The organism is Paraburkholderia sp. RL18-085-BIA-A (genome assembly GCF_046027075.1).
GTDB lineage: Bacteria > Pseudomonadota > Gammaproteobacteria > Burkholderiales > Burkholderiaceae > Paraburkholderia.
The window spans coordinates 69693-96682 of sequence record NZ_JARESU010000027.1 but is presented as its reverse complement, the minus strand read 5'-3'; the positions used below and the strand labels follow the sequence as shown (position 1 = coordinate 96682).

23 protein-coding genes and 2 pseudogenes are annotated in these 26990 nt (G+C 59.2%); 18 read left to right on the top strand and 7 right to left on the bottom strand.

Going from position 1 to position 26990, the window contains the following annotated elements; genetic code table 11:
* Positions 1-142: 142 nt before the first annotated feature.
* Entirely contained in the window at positions 143-1066 is a 924-nt protein-coding gene (locus P0D89_RS20140) for an amidohydrolase family protein (RefSeq protein WP_408357581.1), read from the bottom strand.
* A 407-nt stretch (positions 1067-1473) separates the two neighbouring features.
* Between P0D89_RS20140 and P0D89_RS20135 the strand changes: the two genes are divergently transcribed.
* Entirely contained in the window at positions 1474-2568 is a 1095-nt protein-coding gene (locus P0D89_RS20135; protein WP_408357582.1) for a porin, read from the top strand.
* Positions 2569-2721: 153 nt separating this feature from the next.
* Here P0D89_RS20135 and P0D89_RS20130 read toward each other — a convergent pair whose 3' ends face one another.
* Positions 2722-3675 (bottom strand): LysR family transcriptional regulator, encoded by a 954-nt coding sequence (locus P0D89_RS20130; RefSeq protein WP_408357714.1) that lies wholly within the window; start codon positions 3673-3675, stop codon positions 2722-2724.
* Between the two features lie 90 nt (positions 3676-3765).
* Here P0D89_RS20130 and P0D89_RS20125 point away from each other — a divergent pair, with 90 nt between their 5' ends.
* A complete protein-coding gene (locus P0D89_RS20125; protein ID WP_408357584.1) occupies positions 3766-4521 on the top strand; it encodes an SDR family oxidoreductase in 756 nt (251 codons plus the stop codon).
* 48 nt (positions 4522-4569) lie between these two features.
* On the top strand, positions 4570-4935 hold the full coding sequence (locus P0D89_RS20120) for a nuclear transport factor 2 family protein (protein ID WP_408357586.1): 366 nt from the start codon (positions 4570-4572) through the stop codon (positions 4933-4935).
* A 52-nt stretch (positions 4936-4987) separates the two neighbouring features.
* On the opposite strand, the pseudogene P0D89_RS20115 reads toward P0D89_RS20120, so the two are convergent.
* Positions 4988-6355, bottom strand: a pseudogene (locus tag P0D89_RS20115) (MFS transporter); the annotation flags it as partial.
* A 214-nt stretch (positions 6356-6569) separates the two neighbouring features.
* Between P0D89_RS20115 and P0D89_RS20110 the strand changes: the two are divergent.
* A pseudogene (locus P0D89_RS20110) lies at positions 6570-6864 on the top strand (LysR family transcriptional regulator); the annotation flags it as partial.
* Positions 6865-6916: 52 nt separating this feature from the next.
* Here the strand turns inward: P0D89_RS20110 and P0D89_RS20105 are convergent.
* Positions 6917-7681, bottom strand: coding sequence for a TetR/AcrR family transcriptional regulator (locus P0D89_RS20105; RefSeq protein WP_408357588.1), 765 nt, complete (start codon positions 7679-7681; stop codon positions 6917-6919).
* Positions 7682-8108: 427 nt separating this feature from the next.
* On the opposite strand from P0D89_RS20105, the gene P0D89_RS20100 reads away from it, so the two are divergent.
* From P0D89_RS20100 to P0D89_RS20070, 7 genes are all read left to right on the top strand, one after another.
* Positions 8109-8897 carry an enoyl-CoA hydratase/isomerase family protein gene (locus tag P0D89_RS20100; RefSeq protein ID WP_408357590.1) on the top strand — a complete coding sequence of 263 codons (789 nt, stop codon included), beginning with the start codon at positions 8109-8111 and terminating at the stop codon, positions 8895-8897.
* 530 nt (positions 8898-9427) lie between these two features.
* Entirely contained in the window at positions 9428-10828 is a 1401-nt protein-coding gene (locus P0D89_RS20095) for an MFS transporter (RefSeq protein ID WP_408357592.1), read from the top strand.
* 301 nt (positions 10829-11129) lie between these two features.
* A complete protein-coding gene (locus P0D89_RS20090; protein WP_408357594.1) occupies positions 11130-12869 on the top strand; it encodes a CocE/NonD family hydrolase in 1740 nt (579 codons plus the stop codon).
* Between the two features lie 110 nt (positions 12870-12979).
* Positions 12980-13723 (top strand): enoyl-CoA hydratase/isomerase family protein, encoded by a 744-nt coding sequence (locus tag P0D89_RS20085; protein ID WP_408357596.1) that lies wholly within the window; start codon positions 12980-12982, stop codon positions 13721-13723.
* Positions 13724-13807: 84 nt separating this feature from the next.
* On the top strand, positions 13808-15529 hold the full coding sequence (locus tag P0D89_RS20080) for an AMP-binding protein (protein ID WP_408377003.1): 1722 nt from the start codon (positions 13808-13810) through the stop codon (positions 15527-15529).
* Between the two features lie 121 nt (positions 15530-15650).
* Complete coding sequence (locus P0D89_RS20075; RefSeq protein ID WP_408357600.1) at positions 15651-17405, top strand: FAD-dependent oxidoreductase; 1755 nt, start codon at positions 15651-15653, stop codon at positions 17403-17405.
* A gap of 136 nt (positions 17406-17541) precedes the next feature.
* Positions 17542-18243 carry a TetR/AcrR family transcriptional regulator gene (locus P0D89_RS20070; protein WP_408357602.1) on the top strand — a complete coding sequence of 234 codons (702 nt, stop codon included), beginning with the start codon at positions 17542-17544 and terminating at the stop codon, positions 18241-18243.
* 12 nt (positions 18244-18255) lie between these two features.
* Here P0D89_RS20070 and P0D89_RS20065 read toward each other — a convergent pair whose 3' ends face one another.
* On the bottom strand, positions 18256-19323 hold the full coding sequence (locus P0D89_RS20065; protein ID WP_408357604.1) for a maleylacetate reductase: 1068 nt from the start codon (positions 19321-19323) through the stop codon (positions 18256-18258).
* Positions 19324-19423: 100 nt separating this feature from the next.
* A complete protein-coding gene (locus P0D89_RS20060) occupies positions 19424-20308 on the bottom strand; it encodes an intradiol ring-cleavage dioxygenase (protein ID WP_408357606.1) in 885 nt (294 codons plus the stop codon).
* Positions 20309-20439: 131 nt separating this feature from the next.
* On the opposite strand from P0D89_RS20060, the gene P0D89_RS20055 reads away from it, so the two are divergent.
* The 3 genes from P0D89_RS20055 (at position 20440) to P0D89_RS20045 (ending at position 22358) form a co-directional block, all read left to right on the top strand.
* Positions 20440-21405 carry a LysR family transcriptional regulator gene (locus tag P0D89_RS20055; RefSeq protein WP_408357607.1) on the top strand — a complete coding sequence of 322 codons (966 nt, stop codon included), beginning with the start codon at positions 20440-20442 and terminating at the stop codon, positions 21403-21405.
* Positions 21406-21622: 217 nt separating this feature from the next.
* Positions 21623-21925 (top strand): Dabb family protein, encoded by a 303-nt coding sequence (locus tag P0D89_RS20050; protein WP_408357608.1) that lies wholly within the window; start codon positions 21623-21625, stop codon positions 21923-21925.
* A gap of 76 nt (positions 21926-22001) precedes the next feature.
* Positions 22002-22358 carry a BON domain-containing protein gene (locus P0D89_RS20045; RefSeq protein ID WP_408377001.1) on the top strand — a complete coding sequence of 119 codons (357 nt, stop codon included), beginning with the start codon at positions 22002-22004 and terminating at the stop codon, positions 22356-22358.
* A gap of 34 nt (positions 22359-22392) precedes the next feature.
* Here P0D89_RS20045 and P0D89_RS20040 read toward each other — a convergent pair whose 3' ends face one another.
* Positions 22393-23322, bottom strand: coding sequence for a LysR substrate-binding domain-containing protein (locus P0D89_RS20040; protein ID WP_408357610.1), 930 nt, complete (start codon positions 23320-23322; stop codon positions 22393-22395).
* Between the two features lie 175 nt (positions 23323-23497).
* Here P0D89_RS20040 and P0D89_RS20035 point away from each other — a divergent pair, with 175 nt between their 5' ends.
* The 4 genes from P0D89_RS20035 (at position 23498) to P0D89_RS20020 (ending at position 26516) form a co-directional block, all read left to right on the top strand.
* Positions 23498-24202, top strand: coding sequence for a pirin family protein (locus P0D89_RS20035; RefSeq protein WP_408357715.1), 705 nt, complete (start codon positions 23498-23500; stop codon positions 24200-24202).
* Positions 24203-24244: 42 nt separating this feature from the next.
* A complete protein-coding gene (locus P0D89_RS20030; RefSeq protein WP_408357611.1) occupies positions 24245-24667 on the top strand; it encodes a DoxX family protein in 423 nt (140 codons plus the stop codon).
* A 105-nt stretch (positions 24668-24772) separates the two neighbouring features.
* Complete coding sequence (locus P0D89_RS20025) at positions 24773-25534, top strand: SDR family NAD(P)-dependent oxidoreductase (RefSeq protein WP_408357612.1); 762 nt, start codon at positions 24773-24775, stop codon at positions 25532-25534.
* A 196-nt stretch (positions 25535-25730) separates the two neighbouring features.
* Positions 25731-26516 carry a zinc-binding alcohol dehydrogenase family protein gene (locus P0D89_RS20020; RefSeq protein ID WP_408357716.1) on the top strand — a complete coding sequence of 262 codons (786 nt, stop codon included), beginning with the start codon at positions 25731-25733 and terminating at the stop codon, positions 26514-26516.
* Positions 26517-26990: the final 474 nt, after the last annotated feature.

Here is a 26990-nt window from a genome sequence, read left to right as displayed (position 1 = left end):
CAGATGTGCGGCTTCACAGTTGGTCGTTCTATGCCGCTGTCGAGAAAATCATCTGCTAAGGATAGCTATGGATTATCCACGCAGATGATCCCCGTTCGTCGACTAGGCAGAGACAGCACTTTGTCGATTCAAATCCCCGGCTTTACCGACCCAGCAATCTCGCAGCGTTCTCGCCGTACACCTTGCTCATCTCGACACCGGGAATCTCGATGTCGTCGAGTACGGCGCCGAACTGCCGGATCGCGGCAGTCGGTGCGAACGGGAAGTCCGTTCCGAACAGAATGTGGTCAGGCGTTGTAATTTGCGCGAGCGCGCTCAATGGCGCCGCTCCTCCCGAAAGGGCCGTGTCGAAATACAAGGATCTGACCGCCTCGAGCGGGTCACCCACTCGCTCGATTGCCCCAGGCATCATCGAAATGGAGAGAGCAAGACGGGGTACGAGGAAGGGCAACGTCCCTCCGGCGTGGGACAGAATGAACCGCACATTCTTGAACCGGGTTACCGCACCCGAAATAATCAGGCTCGCCGCGGTGCGTGTCGTCTCGAACGGATATTCCAGCACAGACGCCGGAGCGACGCGCGGTATCTCGTGAGGCGGTTGATTCGGATGAACGAAAACGACGGCGCCACGACGATCCAGTTCTTCCAGCAGCGGGGTGAAATGCGGATCCCCCAGATACATGCCGTCGTAGTTCGTGAAGAGAATGAATCCGTCGACCTTCAGCTCGTCGAGGGCATAACTCACCTCGCGCAAGGCTGCGTCGATGTGTGGCAGCGGCAAGCTGGCAAAGGAACCAAACCGCCCGGGATGCCGGGCTCCGAGATCAGCTGCGTAGTCATTGCATTTGCGGAGCAATGCCGCCGCATCCGGAATCGTCGGGCCCGACGAGATGGAAAGAATGCCCTCGTCAATGCCATTTTCATCCATCATCGCGAGGGCCGCCTCTACGGACCAGGTTGGGGCAACCCCATTCGGCATGGCGGCGTTCAGTATGTCGAGACCTACAGCGTCCACATACAGCTTGGGGAGGAAATGTTGGTGGGTGTCTATCTTTTGCATCGACATGACTATCGTCTCCTGATCTGGATTCCGGACTAGCAGGAGGGCAGGTCGCTCCGCCCATCGCTTCGTTCAATTCCACTATACACTAAATTTTACGAATGAAAAGTATAGTAATGGGAACTTGTCGACAACTCGACAGTGCCGTGTACAGGAACGGTCGTGCACGGTCTTTCGCAAACCGCTTCATTTCAACCCTATACGTGTAGGCCTTCTAACCACTCTCAGGGTTGAGCGGCCGGAATTTCCCTCGTTTGTGAGGAGCGTTCCATAGGGGATAGCACTAGTCCAACAAAGCTGTACGACCGGAAAATTACCGGCTAGTCTAATGCTGTACGGTCGGTAAAGTTAAAAGAAAATCTGCTTCATTCATGAACGGCAATGTTCGGATGTATCGTCAGAGGAGGCTGAAAATGAAAAGGGTATCGTGCGGCGTCGCCGTGTTATGTGCAGCGTCCGCGTCCGCGTATGCGCAGAGCAGCGTAACCTTGTATGGGATCATCGATGAAGGCATCACGTACACCAGCAATCAAAAGGGGCACTCAAACTGGCAGCTCCAGAGCGGTGGAGCCTCAATATCGCGGTGGGGATTTCGCGGGGTAGAGGATCTGGGTGGTGGCCTGAAAACCATTTTTGTTCTGGAGAGTGGCTTTGACCCGTCGACAGGTAACCTCGGCAACAACGGCGCGCTTTTTGGTCGATCCGCGTACGTGGGCATCGCAAGTCCATACGGAACGGTGACACTTGGACGTCAATACGATGAGATGGCCAATCTGCTGTCAAAAACCAACGCCGGCCTGAACTGGTCGGTTTATCTGGCCCACCTGAACGACGTTGACAATGCTGCCGGCGTCAACCGTATTAACAATGCGGTCAGGTACGCGAGCCCTGTTATTGCCGGATTCACTGCCGAAGCACTCTATAGCTTTGGCGGCGTGGCGGGGCAGTTCTCCACCAACAGCGTGAAGTCGTTTGGTCTGAGTTACGCCAACGGGCCGCTGTATGCTGCTGCCGCCTATACATACATCAAGGATCCACTCGCCTCTGTGTTCGGCGGCGTCGTCCCGAACGCAATCGCATTCGCAGCGTACGTACCCCATGCGCAAAGCCAGCAGATCTGGGGTACGGGCGCCCAATACAATTTTGGCAGGGCAACGCTCGGACTTCAGTACACCTCCACGCGGTTCGGAAATGCCTTCGACGGAGCAGATGTTCGATTCGATAACTATGAAGCAAATCTGGGCTACCAGATCCGGCCGGACGTTTTTGCTGGCGTCGTGTACATCTACACCCACGGGAAGGTCGACGCTACGGACCAGTCTCCAATCTATCGCGCAGTTGGTCTCTTTTCAGATTACATCTTGTCCAAACGGACGGACATTTACCTGGTTGCCCAGTTGCAGAAGGCCGGCGGTTCTGCAACGCAATCGCAGATTACAAACATCCCGGCCCCATCGAGTGGACGGACACAAACCATCGCGCACATTGGGCTCCGTCATAAGTTCTAATCTAACGAGTGCGTTTGACGGCATAGATAGATCAATATATTTCGCATGCCGAATTATAATCTGGATAGAAAACGGGAACTGCTAGTGGCGTGCGGATCGGTGGCGGTGCTGCTTGCGGTTCTCTCCGTTTTCCGGCCAACCCGCAACGGGAAATCACTTGACGCGATGGCCGGGCGGTTTCCAACCCAGCAGCGTCTCGGCGCTCCATTGCGCTGCCGCAAGTCTGGAGATGAAGAAATCGGCCAATGCGCTAACCTTTGCTGGCCGTGCGCGGGCAGTGGGGGTAACGAAATACAGAGCGCCTTCGGGCAGTCGCCAGTCGGTCAGGATCGGTTCAAGCTGCTTGTCCGGGAAATACTGTGTCGCGACAAACTCAGGAAGCTCTGTGATGGCGAGTCCTGCAAGTAGCATGGGCAGTAGCGCGTCCACGCTTGTTGCCCGCAGTGCCCCGGTTGGTGTGATCACGCATTCCTCGCCACTTTGGTGGGTAAAGCGCCAGACGTCGCGCTTGTTCCTGTTAGCGTAGGTAAGACACTGATGGGCGCCAAGATCATGCGGGTGCCGCGGTCGACCATAGCGGGACAGATAGGCAGGGGATGCCACGACAAACCGGCGCACCGGTGCAATGAGACGTGCGGCGAGTGACGAGTCTTCCATGATGGCAATACGGAGGGCGGCGTCGAAGCCCTCTCCAATCAGATCGGCATGGGCATCCGTGAGAACAAGATCCACGGAAATATCCGGGTAGGTGCGAAAGAACTCGGGCAGCAGCGGGGCGACCCAGCGAGCGCCGAAAGAGAGCGGTGCAGCGAGCTTTACCAGACCGCGCGGCCGGCTCGAGGTCTCACGTGCGAAGTCCTCGGCCTCCTCGGCGTCCGCGTAGATTTTTGCCGCTCGCTCGGCAAGCATATGGCCATAGTCGGTGAGTGCAAGTCGTCGGGAGGTGCGGTTAAAAAGCCTGCCCCCCAGTCGCGCCTCCAGGCGGGTGACCGCCCGGGAAACGGTAGCGACAGAAACGCCCATTGCCGTCGCCGCGGCAGCGAACGAGCCTTCTTCGGCGACCTTCGCGAACATCGCGAATCCTTCAAAGTCCGGCAGTTTTGACATCGACAATTTTGCAACGATGGTTTTCAATCATTTCTATTTCGAAAAATAGCACGCTACCTTAGATTTGTCTCATCGCATAGGAGATAGATCATGGTACGCAAGCTGGAAGGAAAGATTGCCGTCGTCACCGGCGGCACGAGCGGCATCGGTCTCGCCACCGCCAGGCGCTTTGCGTCGGAGGGCGCGCGGGTCTTTGTGACCGGCCGTCGTCAAGCCGAACTCGATGCCGCTGTTGCTGCGATCGGGCCGGCGGCGACTGGCGTGCAGGCGGACTCCGCCAGTCTCAACGACCTGAATCGGCTCTACGAACGCGTGAAGACAGAGGCAGGTCGGATCGATGTGCTCTTCGTCAACGCAGGAGGCGGCTCGATGCCCCCCCTGGGGTCGATCACCGAAGAGCAGTATGAGGACACGTTCGGCCGCAACGTGAAGGGTGTGCTCTTTACGGTGCAGAAAGCCTTGCCCCTCCTCGTCGACGGTGCCTCGGTGGTGCTCACCGCGTCCAATGTCAGTATCAAAGGCACACCGGCGTTCAGCGTCTATAGCGCCTCGAAGGCTGCAGTGCGCAACTTTGCCCGAAGCTGGACGCTTGACCTGAAGTCTCGCGGCATCCGCGTGAACGTCATCAGCCCAGGGCCGATCAGGACTCCAGGGCTGGTCGATCTGGCCGGCCCCGATGCCGCGCAACAACAAAGCATGCTCGATTACATGGCATCGACCATCCCGCTTGGACGCGTCGGTGATCCCGACGAAGTCGCAAGTGCCGCCCTTTTTCTCGCTTCCTCCGATTCGAGCTTCATAGCGGGCACCGAGATCTTCATCGACGGCGGACAAGCCCAGATTTGACGAAAAGTCCGTGGCTCAGTCTGTAGTCAATTAGCAAGGAGAATCCCAATGAACGACCGTACTCATGAACTGCTCTATCGCAACCTTCAGGAGGTCTTTGGCGAGGGTGACGCAGAGCGTCGTCGCGCCGCCATCAAGGAACTGTATACGGAAGACTGTGTGCTGTACGCGCCTCCGGGTACATTCTCCGGGCACGACGCACTCGACAAATTCGCAGGAGAGCTTAGAGCAACGCACCCGCATTTTGCGTATGCGCCGCACGGTGAAGCCCAGGCTCTCCACAATGCTGGTCGACTGGCCTGGGGTTCGGGTCCGCGTGGCGAGGCACCACACTATACCGGCGTGGACGTCATCATCGTTCGCGACGGAAGGATTGAAGCACTCTACGTCTTTCTGGATTCAATGCCGTCATAGCCGCGTCGGCACCTCTCTGGTTTTCCGGTGCGAAAGCATCCCCCAGCCTGCTTTAGATGGAAGCTGCGGACGACGCCTCGCCTTGCGCCTGACCGTGCGTGCGCGTACGCACGAAGGCCCAGGCCAGCGCGGAGGCCATTACCGCCGCCATGGCCCCCAGCAGGAAAGCCAGGTGGTAGCCGTTATTGAGCGCAGTAGCGGCATCGGTACCCGCAGCGGCGAGGCCATCGGTGCGCGCTGCCGCCAGGCTCGCCAGGATAGCCAGGCCCAGCGCGCCGCCCATCATGAACGACGTGTTGACCACACCCGAGGCCAGACCCGACTCATCTGGCGCTACGTCGCTCATCGCGGCCAGCAACACCGGGTTGAAGGTCACCCCCGCGCCCAGGCCCATCAGCACCATGCCCGGTAGCACGTCCAGCACGAAACTGCCCCCGGCCGGCGCACGCGCAAACAGCACCAGCCCGACCGCCGCCACCGGCAAACCCAGCGACAACGGCGCGCGAATCCCGAAGCGCATCACCAGCCTGGCCGACAGCCCCAGCGAGAACACCTCCATGATGATGTTGGCAGGCAGGAACGCCAGCCCCACCAGCATCGCGCCATAGTTCAGTATGCGCTGCATGTAAAGCGCCGAGATGAAGAACCACGCGAACAGCGCAGCCGCCCACAGCATGCCCACCACGTTGGCCGTGGCCACGTTGCGGAGCGCAAACATGTGCAGCGGCATGAGCGGATGCGACACGCGCGATTCGATGACGAGGAACGCGATCATGAGCGCGATGGCAATACCCAGTTGGGCAAGCGTTTGTGCAGACGTCCAGCCGGTTTCGTTGCCGTGCACGATGGCGTACACCGCCAGCATCAGCGATGCAGTAACGGTGATGGCGCCCGCCACATCCAACCTGGCGCGATCTGCCGGCGGCTTGCCCATCGGCAGCGGCGCCACACACCCGGCATACACCGCAACGCCGATCGGCAGGTTGACCAGGAAGATCCAGTGCCAGCTCAATGCGCTGGTCAGCAGCACGCCCAGCAGCACGCCGATGCTGCCGCCGCCCCCGCCCACGAACCCGTAGATGCCCATTGCTTTAGCGCGGTCCGCCGGCGAGGTGAACAGATTCATGATGAGCGACAGCGACACGGCAGACACCACTGCACCGCCCAGCCCCTGAACAGCGCGCGCCGTGATCAGCAGTTCTTGCGAACTCGCCAGTCCGCAGGCCGCCGAGGCCAGCGTAAATAACGTGATACCCAGCAGAAACAACCGCCGATGGCCAAACAGGTCGCCGAGCCGCCCGCTCAGCAGCAGGAAGCCGCCAAAGGTCAGCATGTAGGCGTTGACCATCCACACGAGCGCGGTTTCGGTAAAGCCCAGGTCCGCCCGGATCGACGGCAGTGCGACGTTCACGATGGTCGTCGGATGGCGACTGACAGCCGGACAGCCTCGAGGTCGCCGGCGCACGCCATCAGGGTGAACCGATCGCCGGGACGGCAAACAGCCGCGAATTAACCTGCCCGCCGGCAGCCTGGAAACGGCCGTCTCCTGTGCGACACCTCAAGTATGGGGATCAAAGGAGCTTCACACTAGATGGAAAAATAGGATTTGATTAATCCATTTATGGAGAAATGTCATGCTCGATCTGAATGATCTCGCGATGGTTCGTCCAGGTCGTCCGTTCCGGCAGCTTTTCCGATGCGGCGCGGTGTCTGCGCATGCCGGCTAATACGCTGAGCCGACGCATCGATCAACTCGAAGGGCAACTCGGCACACGTCTGCGGTATCTCTCGACTCGCAAACTTGCGCCGGGCACGGAAGGTCAGGCGCTGCTCGAGCGCTATGCGCCGGCGCTTGATCAGATCCTCGAGATCGGGCGACTCCATGCAGATGAGCAGGCACCGTCGGGCTCGGTTCGCGTCACCGCGATGCGTCCGGCCACAGAAGCCGGGCTCAAGTGCTTTGGCAGAAGAGACCGCGAAATCAGGCGGTGGTCTTTGAACGACCGGACACGCGCGGCTGCTTCACGGTACGGCTCGAACGCGGCTCAACCGGCGCGGACCGGCTCGGGCGCGTCTCCCGATGAAAGATGAGTTCCTCAACCGTTTGCCAGTATGAATCCACCACCTTGGGATCCGACGAGGAAATATTGGCGGTTGCCTTCATCTCCGGACCGAAGCCTGAAAGGGTTGACGTCAGGCTGATCAACAAATAGTGGAAGATGATGGGCTCGCATTGGGGCAACGCGCCTTCTTCCTGTGCAGCACGAATCTGCGGCAGCAGCCAGTTAAGCAGAGGCTTGAGCACCGTATCTGCGAGCCATTGCAGCCTCGGGCTATAGCTCAGGAATTCCTGAAGCATGAAGCGATGGAACTCGGGATAGTCGACCGTGAATTTAAACAGGGTCTTGTACATCCCTTTCACGTGGTCTGCGGCGCTGACAGCGGGCGTCTCCGCCAGATAGGCGTCCCACTCGTGAAGAATATGCTCGAAGACGTATTCGGCTACCGCCTGCCAAAGAACGTCTTTCGAACGGTAGTGGTAGGTGATCAGCGGGTGCTGCAATCCGACCCGGTCCGCGATACTGCGTATGCTCGCAGCCTCAAAGCCCTTCGCGGCGAACTCCGAAAGCGCGGCATTCAGAATGGCGGAACGCGTCTCCTGCGCACGTTGCTGCTCCGCACGCCGAAGCTCTGTCGGACGTCCCTTTCTGGCAGTGTTCTTGCTGGAAACTGTACGTTGCACCATATGGCTTCTCGAATAGGAATCTGGTTGCCGGACCGCACTTTCGCAGGGGCCTGGCGTGACGACGGCGTTCGATGCCGCTTTCGGCTGCCGGTCTTAAGTGCCGCGCCGTGGGAGCAATCGCAAAAACTGTACGAAAGTATAATACATTGGATCCCGTGTTCTGCTTACTCCTCCGGGCGGCCACGCGCGTGTTTCCCAACCTCTGTTTGCGGTAAGTCTTCCGCACAGAAGTCGCGCTTTTAAATTGAACGATAGTAAAATATAATGACATCGTGGGCGCGGGAAGATTCCGAATGACGCACCAGGTCCAAGTGATGTGTTAAGAAAATGCCGAATTGACGTGCCAACTCAGTGCCGCCTTGGTGGGGTATGCACCTGAACGGATCTCAGTTCCCCACCAGAACACTGTGAACGCAGGCATCGCCAAATGCAGAGAAACATCACCTTGACCTCCCGTGAAGATCTCGCGGTCATCACTTTGGGAAACGAAGCGCAGGCAAACGCGATCGACCTGGAGTTCTGCACTGATCTATTGAATGCGCTCGCTGACATCGAGGCGTATGGCAGGTACCGCGCGGTCGTTCTGCGATCCACTGGGCGCATATTTTCGGCCGGTGGGAATCTCATCCAGATTCTCGACGGGCTGCAAAGATCCGACGGCTTTCTCGAAGCCCTGATCAGTCTGCTCAACGACTTGATTCTGAAGTTGCGGCGACTACCGATACCTGTGATTGCGAGTGTACAGGGGGCCGCGGCAGGTGCAGGTTTTTCGCTGGTCATGGCGTGCGACCTCGTTGTCGCCTCACGTGCGGCTCAATTTGTCGTCGGGTACGGCAAGCTGGGCACCTCGACCGACGGGGGACTTTCCTTCCATCTGGCGCGGCGCTTAGGGTCGGCACGCGCCCTCGAAATTCTGCTGGCGAGGGATTCGCTGAATGCGGAAGAAGCGAGCTCGCTGGGGCTGGTGCAGGCCGTTGTCGATCCAGCTTCGCTGGAAGAAGCTACATTCGAATTGGCGCGACGTGTAATGGACGTGCCGCCGGCTGCTATCAGCGAGATTAAAGCACTCGTCGGCAACGCATCGGAGTACGGGCTCGAACAACACCTCGAGGACGAAAAGCAGGCGTTTTTGAGGTGTGCCTCGACGGAAGTCTTCAGTCAGCGAGTCGCCGGATTCGTCGGACGATCGAATTCACAAAGAAAATCGCCGAGCTGAATTCTGCCGGCAGCAAGGGATTGACAACCAGGCCAATTCCCAATGCACGCCGCTTTGTCCAGAAATGACTTTGCCAGGGTCGTACTGTCTGGCGCGCTTTGGTGCGCTGCCCAAGTATCATCACCGCGCAGTTGAAATGCATGTGTGCAACCCCCACCGGTATCGCAACTGCCGGGCTTCTTCACCCATCCCCCTAATCATTCCAGGCACGCCCCAGGCGGCGGCGGTCCGTCCGTAAGACCGCGCCCCATAGGGATAGTCCCAGTCTCACAATACTGTACGATCGGAAAGGTTTTAACTAGAATAAACCTGCACGATCGGAAAATATAAAGTTCGGCGACGCGCACGCAGATGACGTATGTCACAAGTACGTCAGTGGCGCTTTTTGATGACTTGAGGCGACGACGTCACTTTCACTCTGGTCGCCTTCGGGAGAGTGAACCGGACATGTTTGATACGACACTTCGGCCCCGCTTCACTGCAGTAGGAAGCTGAAGTGAACCCTGCCTCGCACGCTTCAAGGACAAGTAATGGAACGCAGAGACTACGTTCATCGCGACATACGCGGATTCTTCAATGATCTTCCGATAGGGAAGAAACAGTGGGTGGTGTTTATCCTTTGCTTTGCGGCGACCACGACCGAGGGATTCGATACGATTGTCATGGCGTTCATCGCACCTGCCGTCAGTCACGAGTGGCACCTCCCTCCCGCAGCCCTCGCGCCATTGGTTGCGATTGGGTTGTTTGGGCTGCTGGTCGGGTCAATAGTGGGCGGAGCGATGGCCGATCGGGTAGGGCGTAAGGCGGTGACCATCGCGGCAATCGCATGGTTTGGTGTTGCGGCGATCGTGTCCAGCGAGGCGCAATCGGTAGTGCAGCTCGTTGTATTTCGTTTTGTCACCGGTCTCGGCATTGGCGCCGCCATGCCTGCAACTTCAGCGTTTGCTGCTGAATATAGCCCCGATCGTTCGCGCGCCGCGATGCTCGCCACAATCATGTGTGGAATTCTGTTCGGCTCCGCGGCCGCTGGCTTTGTCACCTCTTTCGGAATCGGTGTGTTGGGCTGGAGAGGAATGCTGGCTTTGAGTGGCGTCCTGCCGCTCTGCGTCGCGAGTCTATTCGTCTGGCAAGTACCCGAATCGCCGCTCTACCTCGTGGCGAGCAATAAGTCTAACGAAGCTGTCAAGCGAGTGTTGACCAGAATCTTCCCGGGGGTTGATTGTTCCGGTTTGCATTTCGTCATCCGGACGCCGGCGGGTTCGAAGAAAGGAAGCCTGGGGCTCGTAGGAAAGGATTATCGGCACGGCACGGTGCTCACCTGGATTACGGAATTTGCCGGATATCTGGTCTTCTTTCTCGTTGGATACTGGCTGCCGACACATTTGAAGCAGACCGGCCTGTCGATGCATGAAGCTTCCCAGGTGTCGTCGATGTTCCAGTTCGGCGCGCTTGCCGGCGCGGTACTCTTCGTGTTCCTGGTGCGCCGCATAAACGTTGCCTCGGTCATTTGCGGCTCCTTCGCCGTAGGGGCGTTGCTCGTCGTCGTACTAGGCCTGTCCGAAGCGACATCATGGCTCGCGGGAATCATCTTCCTAGCCGGATTGGCTACCGGCGGCCCGCTAACCTGCATTAACACTATTCCCGGCATCTTCTATCCAACGGCGCTTCGTGCATCCGGTGCAGGATGGACAGTTGCAGTTGGGCGGATTGGTTCAATCATTGGCTCATCGCTGATTGGCCTGATAGTCATTTCGGGCTACCCCTTTGTGCTCGTATGCGCGGTGTTGTCGATACCGCTCGTGATAGCCAGCGTCTGCATGGCGGTGATGGCGCGTATTCTCTCGGCGCAGCGCCAGCTGGAAAGCGAACAGCTCGAAGCGATCAGTCCGGCGCCGCCTGACGGCGCGCTACCAGACAGCCCCGTGCATTGATGACGTTGAATCCCAGGCGCACCCATAGTCCGGCGCGCCGGGTTGCCAATACCGCGTCATAAGGAAGACGTAGCAGCAACGACACGAGCATTGCCAATTCCGTGCTCGAGCTCCTGCTCACAGGCGTTGCTCGCCTTGAATACTTTACGTATGTGAAGTATAGTGATTTGCAGAAATCGTATTGCCGTCGGACTTCGCCGAAGGGCAGGCGCGAAGTCCGGCTTCCAAATATCTGTGCCGCCTTCGAATTCGTCAGCGGCCGCCTGTTGAAGTCGAACGTACCTATGTATCTGGAGCAGACATGATTGAAGAACGCGACATCTACGTAACGATGCGGGATGGCACTCGTCTCGCTGTCGACGTCTATCGACCCGAGGGGAGCGGGAAGTATCCGGTGCTCTACGCTTCCGCTTTGCATAACAAGGATCTTCAGGGTCCGGACATTGCCGACGTGTTGCCTCCGCAACCTGCGCACGCTCCGCTGTGGTTTGGGCCGGTGGAAGCGGGGGACACCCGGCGCTTTGTGGCGAACGGCTATGTGCACGTGATCGCGCAGCCGCGGGGTTCGGCCAAGTCCGAAGGCCACTATGGCGAAGAAAACACCGACCACTACGACATGATCGAGTGGATCACGCAACAGCCCTGGTCGGACGGGAAAGTAGGAATGGTCGGCATCTCGGGGTTCGCAGGCGAGCAATGGCGCGCGGCCGCACAAGGGCATCCGGCGCTCAAGGCGATCTTTCCCTACGACGCATGCAGCGCCTACGGTGGCATGTTCGGGTTTCGCGATTTCAATCCTGGCGGCGTCTTGCATACGTTCCCGTATCTGCTCGACGTTTTCAGCACGGTGCATGAGTCGCGTAATGTGCCCGGACCGCTGCCGGATGAGCAGGAAACGCTCTGGCGCGAGGCCATGCGCAATCCCGACTACAAGATGTACATCAACCTCTACAACATTCTGACGCAGAAGGGTCAGCGTACGTGGGTGATGTACCACATCATGACGAACCCCTGGGAGCCAGACGGGACCGTCGAGCGGAGCGAAGAGCTCTTCAGGAAGATCAAGGTGCCGTTCTATACGGGCTCCGGCGCCTATGCATACACCTACAAACTGCATTGGCTGGGCGCCCAGCACTATTTCGCAAACGTCAAGCAACCGCGCAAGCTGGTCTTTACCGGTCCGGCACATCTGGAACGCCCGTTCCACCAGTACCACGACGAAGTCATCCGCTGGTACGACTACTGGCTCAAGGGTGTCGACACCGGCATCATGGACGAGCCCCCGGTCCGTTACTGGGTCATGGGCGCCAACGAATGGCGCACGGGAACCGACTGGCCTTTGCCCGAGACGCAATGGGCCAGGTATTACCTGGGTGGCTGGGAGCGACTTTCCACGGAAGAGCCGCGACCCGCGGCGGAAGTGGGCGATGCGTTGCGCGAGCCGGATGTCTTCACCCAGATGCCGCTCAAGAAAACAAGCAAGGTCGAGCGCCTGCGCTATATGACGGATCCGCTTCCGCACGATGTCCTCGTGGCCGGTCCAATCTCGCTCACGCTCTATGCAGAGATCGACCAGCCGGACACGAACTGGATCGTCGTGCTCAAGGACGTGGGTCCGGACGTGTCGGTCGTTACCGCGCGCGTCGGCGAACGCAACGTTCCCGATACTTTGCCCGAACGCGAGCTGACTCGCGGTTGGTTGAAGGCGTCGTACAGGGCATTGGATGCGGATCGCTCCACGCCTGGGGAACCGTTCTACAAGCTGACGAAGGATTCAATCAAGCCTGTTACTCCGGGCGAGATCGTCAAGTACGAGATCCAGGTGCTGGCGACAGCCAACCAGTTCAAGGCTGGCCATCGCATCTGTGTCGAGATTTGCAGTCTTGACGTGCCGACCGGAACCGGCGCGATGACCGACGTCGAATACATTCCGTATCACGTTTGCAGCAGCAATACGGTGACTCACAAGATTTATCGCGACGCTGACCGGCCATCACATTTGCTGCTCCCCATCATTCCTCTAAATGATTCGTCATCCTGAATTAAAGGGCTTTTAAGGGCGTCGTGCGCGCCCGGTGAATTTGACCGACAACATGAGGTTAGCCAATGAAAAGCATTCGTTTTGAGCGTCGCGGGAAGGAAGGGCATATCGTGCTGGCGAATCCGCCCTACAACCGGCTTGACGCGCGTTTTGCCCAATGCCTCCGGGATGCGGTTCACGAGGCGAGCGAAAGCGATATCCGGGTTCTCGTCGTTCGTGCAGAAGGGCCGCATTTCAGCCTCGGCGGCGAGGTTCGTGAATGGCCGGGCAAGGACCTGAACTGGTTCCGCACATTCGTCGCGGAGGTCAATACGTCGTATCGCGCCATCGAGGCCTTGCGTGTTCCGACCGTTGCGGTCGTGCAGGGACTGGCATTCGGTGGCGGACTGGAGCTTGCTCTCGCCTGCGACTTCATCGTGGCCGCGTCGAACGCCGTGTTCCGATGCGTCGAGGTCACCACCGCCATGCTGCCCATCGCGGGTGCACTGCAGCGGCTGGCCGAGCGCGTGGGGCGTAGCCGTGCTTCGCGTTTTGCCATGCTGGGCGAACCGATTCCAGGAAGCCTTGCCGGGGAGCTTGGGATTGCCACGTACGTGGCAGAACCGGATCAGCTCGAAAGCGTCGCCCAGAGACTGGTGACGCGGCTCGCGGACGGCCCGACGCTGTCGTTTGCGGGGACGCGCACCCTGCTCAAGACGTGGTCGAGTGGCGGTGTGGCAGGTGCAGACGTGGCAATGCTCGATATCACCATGGGCTTGTACGTCACTGAAGACGCCACCCGTGGCTTCGTCAACACGGCCGAAGCGTTCGACCGCGACGAGGAGCCTGGCGATCTGGTGTTTTACGGCAAATAGCGCGGCGGCGGTGACAGCAGACGTATGACCCTGGTTCAGCGCACACCTGAACCGGGATTCACAGCAGCATTGGAGAATGGATTTATGCAAACCTTACCCGGTCCCCTTGCGCTTATCGCACCTGCCGAAGGCATTGCCTATGTGCGCGGTGCCGCGAATGTTCCGTTGACCGAAGCCACCATCGGCGAGTTTCTGAGGGATACGGCGCTACGTTTTCCGGACCGGCCAGCCGTGGTGTTGCGTGACCAGGGCGTGCGCTGGACATGGAAAGAATTTGACGAGCGGGTCGATCGGCTTGCCGCGGGTCTGTTGTCCCTGGGCATAGCAAAGGGTGACCGCGTCGGGATCTGGTCGCCCAATCGATTCGAATGGCTGCTCACGCAGTTCGCCACGGCACGTATCGGGGCAGTGCTGGTTAACATCAACCCCGCCTACCGGGTTTCCGAACTCGAGTACGCCTTGCGCGTGGTGGGATGCAAAGCGCTCGTGACGGCCGAGCAATTCAGAAAATCGAACTACACCTCGATGCTGCTCGACATCGCGCCGGAACTTGCGACGCAGCGTGCCGGCGAGCTGCAATGTGCACGCCTGCCAGAGCTTCGCACCGTGATATCTGTCGGGAACCCCGGCGTACAAGGGATACTGCCGTTTTCTGCCGTGATGCTGGAGGGCGAGGCGATGCTTCGCGCCGAAGGACCAACGACCGTGGTGCTGTCTGCTCGCGACCCAATCAATATCCAGTTCACGAGCGGCACGACGGGAAACCCGAAGGGCGCCACGCTGATGCATCGAAACATCGTCAATAACGGGCGCTTCGTTGCGATGGCGATGAATCTTTCCGAAGTTGATTCGCTCTGCATCCCCGTTCCGCTCTACCACTGCTTTGGGATGGTGCTCGGCGTGCTGGCGTGCGTATCGGTCGGCGCACAGATGGTCTTCCCGGGCGAAGGGTTCGATGCGGGCGCGACCCTCGCGGCGATCGCTGAAGAACGCTGTACGGCACTTCACGGGGTGCCGACGATGTTCATCGCGGAACTCGAGCATCCGGAATTCTCGACGTTCGACCTGAGCAGTTTGCGCACGGGCATCATGGCGGGTTCACCGTGTCCGGTAGAGACCATGAACCAGGTGGTCGCGAAGATGCACATGCGGGAGGTCACCATTGCGTATGGCATGACGGAGACCAGCCCGATATCGTTTCAGAGCGCAACGACAGACCCGCTCGATAAACGCACGACCACCGTCGGGCGAATTCAACCTCACCTCGAGGTGAAGATCGTCGATACCTTTGGCAATACGGTTCCCGTTGATGCAACTGGAGAACTCTGCACAAAAGGATATTCCGTGATGCTGGGGTACTGGGACGACGACGAAAAGACCCGTGAAAGCATCGTTGATGGATGGATGCGGACGGGAGACCTTGCAACCATCGACGCCGACGGCTATTGCAATATCGTTGGCCGGCTCAAGGACATGGTGATTCGCGGCGGCGAGAACATTTACCCTCGCGAGATCGAAGAATACCTCTTCAGGCACCCTAAAATTCAGAATGTGCAGGTGTTCGGCGTGCCAGACGAGAAGAACGGCGAGGAGCTATGTGCGTGGATCGTGCTTCGGCAAGGAGAGTATATGACCGAGGAGGACATCCGGGAGTTTTGCCAGGGACAAATCGCGCACTACAAGATACCCAGGTATGTTCGCTTCGTCGACGATATGCCTTTGACCGTTACAGGGAAGGTTCAGAAATTCGTGATGCGAGAGGAGATGATTCGATCGATGAGCTTGAACGAGAAAAAGACAGCGTGAGAGGGATGTGAAAGCCGGATTGGTCAACAGAACCCATCGCACTGGCCTTCAATGTAATTAGTCATCCAAATCAAAGTGTGAATCTCATTGGGTGGCAGAGGTTGATATCAGGAGAATCGATATGGCGGAATTTACGACAGATGTGCTCATCGTGGGAACGGGGCCTGCAGGCTCCGCCTGTGCCGCGCTGCTCTCGACATACGGTGTCGAGAACATGGTCGTCAACATGTACCGTTGGTTGGCCAACACGCCGCGGGCGCATATTACGAACCAGAGAACGATGGAGGTCCTGCGCGATCTCGGAACGGAAGTGGAGCAGGAAGCTTACCTGCACGCGACCAGTGATGATCTCATGGGCGGAACCGTGTTCTGCGAAAGTCTGACGGGCGAGGAGATTGGCCGGGCGCCGAGTTGGGGCTTGCATCCCGCGTCGCGAGGGGAGCGCCGATTGGCGAGTCCCACGAGGATGAACGATTTGCCACAGACGTTCATGGAGCCGCTCCTGTTCAAGACGGCTTGCTCACGCGGGACGGAGGCGCGCATGAGCACGGAATATGTGAGCCATACGCAGACGGATGACGGCGTGATCACGGTATGCCGCGACCGATTGAGCGGAGAGGAGTTCACGGTCAGGTCAAAGTATCTGGTCGGCGCCGACGGCGGGAATTCCAGGGTGGCAAGTAATGCGGGGCTGCCTTTCGAAGGGAAGATGGGTGTGCGCGGCTCGATGAACATCTGGTTCCGCGCCGATCTTTCGGAGCTTGTCGCGCATCGCCCCGCAGTGCTTTACCCGATCATGCAGCCGGGTGCGGAAGTCGGCGGCATCGGAATGGGGCTGATCCGGATGGTGCGGCCGTGGAACGAATGGTTGATCGTCTGGGGCTATGACATCAACGAACCGGCTCCGGTAATCGATGAGGCCAAGGCCACCGAAATCGCGCGCCAGCTGGTAGGCAAGCCGGATCTCGAGATCAAATTGCTAGGGGCGAACACGTGGACGGTCAACAACATGTACGCCACGCGCATGCAGGACGAACGAGTTTTTTGCATGGGAGACGCCACTCATCGCCATCCGCCGTCGGGCGGGCTGGGATCCAACACTTCCATTCAGGACGCGTTCAATCTCGCCTGGAAGCTCGCGGCCGTGATCAAGGGGAAGGCGGGCGAAGCACTCCTCGATACCTATACGTCGGAGCGCGCCCCAATCGCGAAGCAGATCGTCACTCGCGCCAATCAGTCGATTGCCGAATTCGCCCCCCTTTATCACGCGCTCGGTATTGACGAGACGACGGAAGGGTCGGTCATGCAGGCTAATATGCATGCCCGCAGCCAGTCGACTGCGGCTGCGGAAAGGCAGCGAGAGGAAATTCGCGAAGCGTTGGCGTTCAAGAAGTATGAACTGGACGCCCACGGGGTCGAGATGAATCAACGCTATCGCTCCAGCGCGATTGTGACGGACGGTCAGGCTGAGCCGGCCTTCGAACGCGATCCCGAACTGTATTACCAGCCGACGACGTGGCCAGGTGCTCGCTTGCCGCACGCCTGGGTGTTCGACAAACGCGGACGGCAGCACTCGACGCTTGATCTCGCGGGGCACGGACGGTTCACTGTTTTCACCGGACTCGGAGGCGAGGCGTGGGTCGAGGCGGCTCAGCAAGTCGGCGAGGAACTTGGCGTCGACATCGATGTGCACGTCATTGGCCCGCGACAGTCGTATGCGGATCATGCCGGCGAGTGGGCGAGCGTGAAGGGGATCAGCGACTTCGGTTGTCTGCTGATCCGCCCGGACCACCACGTGGCCTGGCGTAGCTTTGAACGGGTGGCTGATCCGGCTGCCGAACTTCGCCGCGTCCTGCAGACCGTACTCGCAAAATAGGCACTGTCGGCCGCGTCTTACCCCAAGGCGTTCGTGGCGTGTAAGGGGTAAGACGCGCAATACCAGGAGAGAGCGGTGAAGGAGTGGATGCCGCGTACACCAGATGGGACCGATGGTTTCCTCCAGCAGGTGCGTCATGATGAAACAAAACTCTACCGCTAAAAATTCCGTCAGGACGCGCCAGCAGGTGGAGCTGAAGCGTGCTGGGCAGCAGAGGGCCCAGGAGACCCGTTCGGCAATTCTGGACGCCGCGTTGCTTGAATTCGCGTCCAGGCGTTTCGATGCTGCAAGCATTCGCAGAATTGCAGACCGGATGGGTGTGCAGCATCCGCTCATCACATACCATTTCCGATCCAAGGAGATTCTGTGGCAGGCGGTTGCCGAATACGTATTCGAGCGTGTCCGCAGTGAACGCGATGCCAATCTGTTGGGCTCGGATTCGGCAAGTGCAGTCGAACGGGTCAAACTGGCCTATCGGGCGCTATTCCGCTTCAGTGTGGAGTACCCTGAGTTTCATCGCTTCATGCTTCAGGAAGAGCCAGGCTACAGTTCAAGGCTGCAATGGATCGCGGATACAATTCTCAAACCACTGATTGCGTGGCTCCTGCCGCAAATTCGCGCCGCTCAAGACGAGCATGCTTTGCCGAAGGTCGAGCCTATTATTTTTCACTATATGTTAGTCAGTCTGACGTCGACGCTATCGGGCTTTGGCCCTGAAATCTCGGCGACGAGCAATCTCTCTGCGTCCGACCCGGCGTTGGTCGATGCATGCTGGCGCACAATCGAGCAGATCGTCTTTAAGACATCACAGGCGTCCAGGGCGCCGGCGCGCATGTGAATACTTTGGGGTTCACGGCTTTGGCGCACTCCCTTCGAATGCGCGCTGAAGCAAGGCACGAATCGCATTACGTTCCAGCGGCCGGGGATTCCAGTACGCATTGCTGCACGCTAGGTCGGCGGCGCGGTCCAGCTGGTCTTCGCGCATGCCGATGTTTTTCAACGCGATGGGCGCGCCGTTTGCACGCGCGAGCTCGAATAGACCCTGTGCCGCACTCTCATGTCCCACTGCTCTCGCAACGCGTTTCATGGCGTCGGGCGCAGCCTCGGCGTTGTAGGCCAGTGCATGCGGGAGCACGATCGTATGAGTCGGGGCATGCGGCAGATCGAAGCTGCCGCCAAGCGTATGGCAGAGCTTGTGATGCAGGGCCATGCCGACGCTTCCGAGAACGGCGCCGCATAGCCAGGAACCGTACAAGGCGTCGGCGCGTGCAGACGGGTCGTCCGGATTGGCGACGATCTCGGGCAGGCTGCGCGCGAGCGCTGTGATGCCTTCTTCCGCCATCAGGCTCGTCAGCGGATTGGCGTCACGCGAATATAAGCCTTCTGCCGCGTGCGCAATAGCGTTGATCCCGCTTGTTACCGACATGCCAACGGGCAGGGTGAGTGTCAGGTCTGGGTCGTAGATCACGGTATTGGGCATGACGCGAATATCGGTTCCAGTCCGCTTCAGGCCTGCGTCCGTCAGCCCGTATATCGGTGTCATTTCGCTGCCGGCATAAGTGGTGGGCACGGCGAGAATGGGCAGGCCCGACTCGAGCGCGATCGCTTTGGCAAGCCCGATTGCTGACCCGCCACCGGCAGCGATGATGCAATCGGCGCCCAGCGAGACCGCGACCGTTCGTGCTTCGACAGCCAGTTCGAGTGGCACGTGCATGGCGGCGCGATCGAAAAGACCCGCTAAGTGGCTTCCCAGTTGCTGCGCCACCGATGCGCCGAGTGCATGCTGTTCCGGACTGCAGAGAACCAACGCGCGCTGTGCGCCGAGCGCCAGCAGTTCGCGCTCCAGATGCACGCATGATCCATTACCAAATACGACACGCGTTGCGCGACCGTTATAGACAAAGTCGGAGAGGGGCACGCTGGACCTCGTGGAAGGAGGGGATTTGCTGTTGACGGGCTCGCCGAGGGCCCTTGGTCAAGACCAGGCTCTCAGGCGCGGGGCAGTTTGAAACGCCGGATCACGATGCGTGGCCGACAGGATTAAGAACGAACTCATAGTCGAGCGTGTAAAACGGCGTGTCCATCAACGTACCGTCCGGTGCCATGCCTGACGCGTGCTCAATCCAGTCAGCCACCAGGGTTGAGCGCACGCCGAACACGGCGTCCGAGTCGAGGTACTTGTCCCCGTTACGGAAGATATGCGTGATCAGAGGCTCATACCCGACCGCGTTGATCCAGAAATGCAGGTGTGCGGGCCGCCAGGGATGCCGGCCGAGCGCTTCGAGCATCCGCCCAACCGGGCCGTCATGAGGAATTGGATACGCCTCGGCGAGAATCGAGCGAAAGTGAAAGCGTCCATCAGCAAGCGTGCGCAGGCGACCGCGGCCTTGATGCTTCACTTCGGCTTGCTGCTGGGCAGCATACTGTACGTCGTAGTAGCCATCTTCGTCCGATTGCCAGACTTCGAGCGTCGCATCCGGCACCGGTTCCCCATGAAGGCCGCGAACGTGGCCACTGACAAAGCACGGCAGGCCTGCTGCGCCATTGGAAATGTCTTCGCCGTTCTCATATTCGGGTGCGCCTTCGACAAAGAACGGCCCGAGCACTGTGGTCTCGGTGCATGTGGGAGGCTTACTGTTGTTTTGCGTCGTGGTCAGCATCGACAGGCCGAGGGTGTCCGATAAAAGGATGAACTCCTGGCGTTTGTCATCAGTGATGTGGCCGACTTCGGTAAGGAAATTGATTGCGTACGTCCACTCGCTCTCGGTCAGCTTGACTTCACGTGCGAAGGAATGCAAATGTTGGACGAGACTGATCATGACCGTATGCAGCCTGTCATTCTCGCAGCCAGACATTGCCGCAAGCACTGCTTGCGTGATGGTGTCCTCGCTGATATTGCGCATTACTGTCTCCGGGATTTTGCTTGCTGAGCGCACCGTCGAAAGGTGCTTATGTCAGGACTCTAGCGAGGTTCCAGAAGAAGAAATATGCGCTATAGTGAAAACAAATTTCCATTGAGCGGAAAGATCATCGCATGGACCGCTATACGCAAATGGAGTTCTTTGCGCTGACAGCCGAACTCGGCAGTCTGTCCAAAGCTGCAGAACGCCTGGGCATGTCGAATGCAGCGGCGAGCCGGATGCTGAGCGCGCTCGAGGATCGTTTAGGAACACGTCTGGTCGAGCGTACTACGCGTCGATTGTGGCTCACGGACGCAGGACGCGAGTATCAACAGCGTTGCGCGTCGATCCTCGCGGAGATCGCGGAAGCCGATACCGCTGTCAGTGATATGGCGCGGCGACCGAGGGGAGTACTGCGTGTAACGAGCTCGGTGTCGTTTGCTGTCTTGCATATTGCCCCGTGGCTGCCGGAATTCAGGCAACGCTATCCTGAACTGTCGGTGCAGATTACGGCGGCGAACCGTTATCCGAATTTCATCGAAGCGGGCATCGATTGCGCGATTCGCACGCGCGAACACGAGGGAGACTCGGGCATAACCGTCCGGCGGTTGGCGCACACGCGCCGCGTGCTGGCCGCGTCCCCGGCGTATCTCGCCAGGCATGGCGTGCCGGAGACGCCCGACGACATTGCAAACCACAGCGTGCTCGTTTATAGCTACGCGGCGAATCCCTTTCTGCTCGAATTCAAGCGAGGCCGGGAGCGGCGCGGCATTGCAATCAATGCGGTGCTGGAGTCGAACGAAGGACAAGTAATCTGCGCAGCGGCGCGGGCCGGGCTGGGAATTCTGGTTCAGCCGCTCTACATCGTGCACGACGATATTGTCGCGGGACGACTGGTTCCCTTGCTGGCCGACTGGGAATTGCCGCCGCTCACAATCAATCTCGCCTATCAGAGTCGGCGAAACCAGCCTGCGAAGATTCGGGTATTTGCCGATGCGTTGACCGAGCACGTCAGGAATCTGGACCTGGAGAATCGCTGGAACGCGGTGCCCAAAAGTGCACTCGCTGCACGAACCGCGCAGAGAACCCAGGTTCGCTGATGCCGGATAGCTCAACAGCGTGCTGTGCGGGTTTCTGAGCCAATTCTTCCACAAAGTGGAAATCAATTTTTCCGTAGGTGCATTTTTCTTGCGCAAAAACAGACCTATCGTTAATTCAAGATTTGGCGATCGGAAAATATAAAGAGGCGGAATGGCCCACAAGGAAATGCAGTGTCGACTACGACTTCGTTTTGAATCCACTTCGTGAGACAGAGCAATGATCAGGCACATTGTGATGTGGCGTGTTGCAGGCACGACCGCGAGCGAGCGCCGCGAGACGGCCAGACGCGTCAAACGGGAGTTCGAGAGCCTTCGAGACTTGATTCCGGGTTTGCTGGAGATCGATGTGGGGCTTGATATCAGTGAAGTCGACTATGCGTGCGACGTTGTTCTCGTGGCCGATTTTGAATCACGCGCTGCCCTCGACGGCTATGCGAACCACCCGCAACACCTTCGGGTTCGTGAGGCGCTTGCTGGCATGCGAGAGGCGCGTCACCAGGTTGATTACGACGCAAGCTAGCCGCGCTGCGGTGACTACTGTGCAAGCACGTTAAAACACCAGGGTGGAACCAATGAGGACGACATATAAAGCGGCATTGTGGGCGATAGCGGGTTGTCTTTCAACGCTTGTTCTTGCCCAGGGATCGACATCGGCCCGGGCTGCGCAAAGCGGCGCCACAGTAACCGGTCAAGCGTCTCAACCCGGCGGCTCGAAGAAAGCGGACCGCGCCGCGAACCGCTCATTTGCGAAGAAAGTGCACCAGGCGCTGAACAAGACGAAGGGCCTGGCGGGGACAGATATCGCGGTATTTGCGAACGCACAAACGGGGGAGGTGATCCTGAGCGGCTTTATTGATACCCCGGATCAGGAACACATCGCAACGGACGCTGCCAGCAAGGTGCAGGGTGTCACGTCGGTTAGCAGCAAAATCGTGCAGCGGCCCCAGCTCTAGTTCAAAAAATGACACGACGCCCCGCACTGGCTCATCAACGGGCGCTGTACCACTTTTCATTGAACGCTTCGAATCCCGCAACGAGTGCGTCGAGCAGGTGTCGGACAGCCGGAACCATGCCTCGGCGCGTGGCGAAGATCGCGTGCACGAGGCCTGGCGTCGTCGCCAGATCGGGCAGCAGGTGCAGTAGCCGGCCAGCCTGAATGTCGTCCCCGACAAGTTCCCGAGGCAGCAAGGCCACGCCGACGCCTTGCATTGCTGCGATCCTCAGGCTGGCCAGATCGTCTGTCGCCAATCGAGGCTGATGTGTCCACGACGTCGCCTGACCCTTGGGGTCGACCAGGTTCCACGCAAACCGTCCGCTGCTATTCGCCATCGAGAGGGTTGGCCATTCTTTCAGCGATTCAAGGGAACTGGGCGCCGGATGGCGCGTCGCCAATTCCGGACTGGCAACCAGAATGTGGATCGACAAGCCCAGTTGCCGGACTGCGAGATCGGTGTTTTCGAGCGGCGGACGCCTGACCCGGATCGCAAAATCGAGACCTTCCTCGACGACATCCACACGGCGGTTGGTTGCATCGAGCAGCACCTGGACTTGCGGGTTGTCGTCTATGTATCGGGAAATGACCGCGGAGACACCGGAACTCAGTAATGCCACCGGGCAACTGACGCGTACCGTGCCCTGAGGCATTGTTCGCGTCTGGTCGACGATATCTTTGGCAGCCTTCGATTCCGCCACCACGGCGAGGCAATGCTCATGGAACTGCCGCCCGGTTTCCGTCAGCGACAGGCTCCGGCTCGTGCGATTGAGCAGGCGGACCTGAAGCTCCTCTTCCAATGCACGAACACGCCGGCTGAGCTTTGACGTTTGCGTGCCGAGTGTTCGGGCGGCAGCCGTGAAGCTTCCGTGCTCGACCACCTCCGCGAAGATCCTCAGGTCGTTGAGGTCAGTGATCTGGTTCATTGGTGAGTTTCAATGGAGTTTCATCTTTCTACCACGAGCAATGATGCGTTGCAATTCAGGAGATATGCGCATGATCGTTGTGCATATAGCATTCCGTCACGGCCTGAATCACGGTATCGGTGGCCGCCGATCTTGCGACTGTTCCATGTTTGGGCAGCAGGAAAAAGGAAACGAAATGTTTGCACACCGGCGTTGGGAATCACTGGGAAGAGCCGATCTCGGCTGGCTGCGCGCGAAGCACCATTTCGCTGTCAGCGCTGACGACAATCCCGAACACGACGCTCTGGGTCCCTTGATCGTCTGGAACGACGATGAGATTGCGGTCGGCGGTGGTTTCCCGATGCATGGGCACCGCGACATGGAGATCATCACCTATGTGCGCCAGGGTGTTCTCGGGCATCGGGATACTTTGGGATCCGAAGGAACGATCCGCGCGGGTGATGTTCAGGTGATGAGCGCGGGCACCGGTATCCGCCACACCGAGTTCAACAAGGGCGACGTACCACTCAATCTCTATCAGATCTGGTTGGTGCCTCGCGTGGCCGGCGGCGAACCCCGGTGGGACATGAAGCAGTTTCCCAAGGGCGATCGCTCCGGGCGCTTCGTGGTGCTTGCGAGCGGTTTCGCCAGAGATGAAGGCGCGCTTCCCATTCGCGCGAATGCGCGCCTGCTTGGCGCAACGCTAAAGGCCGGCGAGCGCGTCTGGCAGGCGTTGAGTCCGTCGCATTGTGCCTATCTGGTGGTGGCATCGGGACGAATCGAAGTCAACGGCGAACCCATGGGTCGGCTGGACGGTGCCGCGATCACGAAAGTGCCGGTGGTTGAAATAACCGCGCTCGAAGATTCCGAACTGGTGATGGTGGACACCGGCCAGGTGTAATTTTCATAGTCCACCTACGTAAGTCAATTTCAGGAGGTCATCATGGATCGTTACAAGTTTCTTCCACTGTTGGGTCGTATCTTGATCGGAGCGCCGTTCGTCATGAGCGGGCTGGGCAAACTCGGCGCATACGCCGCGACGGTCGGCTATATCGCGGCTATGGGTTTGCCTGTGCCGCCGCTCGCGTACATTGCCGCCGTGGCCGTCGAACTGGGCGGCGGCTTGCTGTTGCTGTCGGGATACCGTGCCCGCTACGTATCGCTAGCGATGGCGGTGTTCTGTCTCGTCACGGCGGCTTTCTTCCACCACAATTTCGCCGACCAGAACCAGATGATTCACTTCCTGAAGAACGTGATGATGGCTGGCGGCCTTCTGCAGATCACCTACTTCGGTGCCGGTTCGTTCAGCCTCGACGCGCGTGCGGGGCGGGCGGCCTCGCGTGCTGCGTCTCTGAGCGCGAGCTAGGAAGACGGATCCGTCGAGGCGAACGCTTGCCTGTGCGGGTGGGTGATCGTCTCGTCTGGCTCGTTCCTCTGTCGCACCATCGTTACCCTCAAACGGAGATCCACCGTGTCGAACAGGCTCGCGGGAAAGGTGTGCATCATCACTGGAACAGGCGGGAGCATGGGGCGCGAGGCCGCGCTGACGTTTGCGCAAGAAGGTGCGCTCGTGGTCGGCTGCGGTTTGTATGCCGACGATGCGCAAGCCACTGTCGATGCAGTTCGCGCCGCCGGCGGCACGATGGTGTCCCTGCATCCGTGCGATCTGACGAGACCCGCCGACTGTGGGACACTCGTCGACCTCGCCGTGCGGACATTTGGCCGTATCGACGTCCTTTTCAATAACGCCGCGATGGCGTACTTCAACTGGATCGAGGACATCTCGGACGACGAATGGGACCGCAATCGTCGCGAAGAGGTCGATCTGGTGTTCTACCTCACGCGGGCCGCATGGCCGCATCTGAAAGCAAGCCGCGGCGTGATTGTGAACACGGCTTCCCTGACCGCACTCATGAGCTTCAAGAACCTTGGCTCGCTTGCCCATACCACCGCCAAGGCGGGGATTACCGGCATGACGCGACAGTTGGCGATGGAAGGGCGGGACCATGGGATTCGCGCCAATTCGATTTCGCCCGGGGTGATCGAAACCAACCAGACGCGAGAGCAGTTGAACAATCCGGAGTGGGCCGGCTACATGCTTGGCAAGACGCTGCTCGGTCGACTGGGACGGCCCGAGGAAGTGGCGAACGTCGCTCTTTTTCTGGCCTCCGACGATAGTTCGTACGTGACCGGCGTGGACATCGTCGTCGACGGCGGAATGAAGGTCTGGTAACCGCCCGGTCGAGGGCTCGATCGCCGGGCAATTCCTCTTGCTGATCCCGGGTACATCATCGCTCGAACATTTGTGAGGAAACCTGGCGGCGGCAGACCTCGTCCTTGCGGCGGATGCGCTTCACCGATTGAACGGAATGATTTGAGCGTATTAAGGTTCACAAATTAGTTCGCGGGAAGTGCTATCGGAGAACGTTATGAAAGCCGTTGGATATCGAGTAAAGGGCGGTCTCGTGGTCTTGACCGACATCGAACTCCCCACGCCTGAACCTGGCCCGCGCGATCTTCTGGTTGCGGTGAAGGCGGTGTCGGTGAATCCTGTCGATGTGAAGCGCCGTCGTTGGGAGAATCCCGCTGACAGCGAGGGTTGCAGGGTATTGGGCTACGACGCGGCGGGCAATGTTGAAGCAGTCGGAAGCGAGGTCACCCTTTTCAAGCCCGGTGACGAGGTCTTCTATGCGGGCGCGATGGACCGGCCCGGGACCAACTCGGAGTTTCACCTCGTCGATGAACGGATCGTTGGGCCCAAGCCCAGCATATTATCGTTTGCCGAAGCGGCAGCCTTGCCGCTTACGTCTATCACTGCGTGGGAGATGCTCTTCGACCGCATGAAGCTGCGTTACGGTTCCCGAACGCCGTGCGGTACGCTGCTCGTGCTGAATGGCGCCGGTGGAGTCGGATCCATGACGATTCAACTGGCGACGCGCTTGACCGGGCTTACCGTGGTCGCCACGGCATCCCGTCCCGAAACGGTCGAGTGGGTTCGCAAGCTTGGTGCCCCGCACGTTGCCGATCACAGCAAGCCACTGGACGAAGCAATCAGGGCTATCGGCTTCAATGGCGTCGATTATGTCGCGGCCATCACGTCGACGCGGGGAAGCGTACCCGACATCGCCCGTGCGATGACAGGCCAGATTCTGATCTTTTATGTGTTCGTCACGCATCGACCGGTCGATATGGTGGATTGCTGCTGGCCCGACTGAGCGGCTGTCGGGAGCGCCGTCCGACGCAAACCCGCGCCGCGCGTTGGGCAGCGGCGGAGCGGCGCACACGAGGAGTACCGGCCTGCGCCGCGTGGGCGCGGGTGAATGATTGCGGAGAAAAGCGTGGCTTTCGCGATAGGTAAGAGCCGATCGCCCGCGCGACGCAATCTATGTGTGGGGATCGCCTACGCTTGCCGCTGGCCCTCTCGGAGTTGCCGCCACAGCGCTTATGCACCGCGCAGGATGGTCGTTTTGTAAGCATTAGCTACTACGATTGGAAACCTGAAGCGTCGGTCAAGCATATCGAGAAGAAAGATGACACCGTGGCGTTTGACCAGTTCCAAAGGCCCGGCAAAACATCAGGGCTACCGTTGAAGCGTCGACATGAGACATGACTTCGTCAGGCTCGAGCAGGCTGCGTTCTGGCTCCACGTCGTTGTTGCTGTCGTGTTGCTGGGGTACCTTATCCACGGC